The sequence below is a fragment of the Duganella levis genome, assembly GCF_009857605.1.
Lineage (GTDB): Bacteria > Pseudomonadota > Gammaproteobacteria > Burkholderiales > Burkholderiaceae_D > Rugamonas > Rugamonas levis.
The window spans coordinates 1-475 of record NZ_WWCT01000089.1; the positions used below are offsets into that span (position 1 = coordinate 1).

Consider the following 475-nt stretch of genomic DNA (forward strand, 5'->3'; position numbering starts at 1 on the left):
TGTGCGTTTGCTAGCTGAATTGACCCTGTCAGTTTGACCCGCCCGCCATACCCTGGCGAACGCTGCAACCCGGTCGTAAGACCCTTCAAAGCCCAACTCCTTTAGTTCTTCATGAAGCTGTTTCAAAGTGCGCCGCTGCTTGCGTGATTTGGCCGCCTCAGTCTTTAGTAGTCCCGAAAGCTGGAAAGCGTACTTGTCGATTGCGCTGGGTGAGCGCCTGTCTGCGTAGGAGGGCTCTGTCGTTTCCGAGCGCAGATAGCGTCGGACTGTGTTTCTTGAGATGCCAAGGCGTCTCGCGATTTCTCTTAGCGGGACCTGGTCACGAATGTGCCAGCGTCGAATAATGCCTAGTAATGCCACGTCGATCACTCCAATTCCCCACTCAATGTCATGAGTAGGATTGTGAATTAAACGTGGGTCAGTTTCGTGTGCAAATTATGCGGCAAAGTGGGTCAGTTTTGGATGCAAATCAACA

Annotated in this window: 1 protein-coding gene; it reads right to left on the reverse strand. The window is 52.2% G+C overall.

Features of this window, described 5'->3' with window-relative positions:
* Window positions 1-369: helix-turn-helix domain-containing protein (locus GTP69_RS30895; RefSeq protein ID WP_161058432.1), on the reverse strand; the 369-nt coding region annotated here is incomplete at its 3' end.
* Window positions 370-475: the final 106 nt, after the last annotated feature.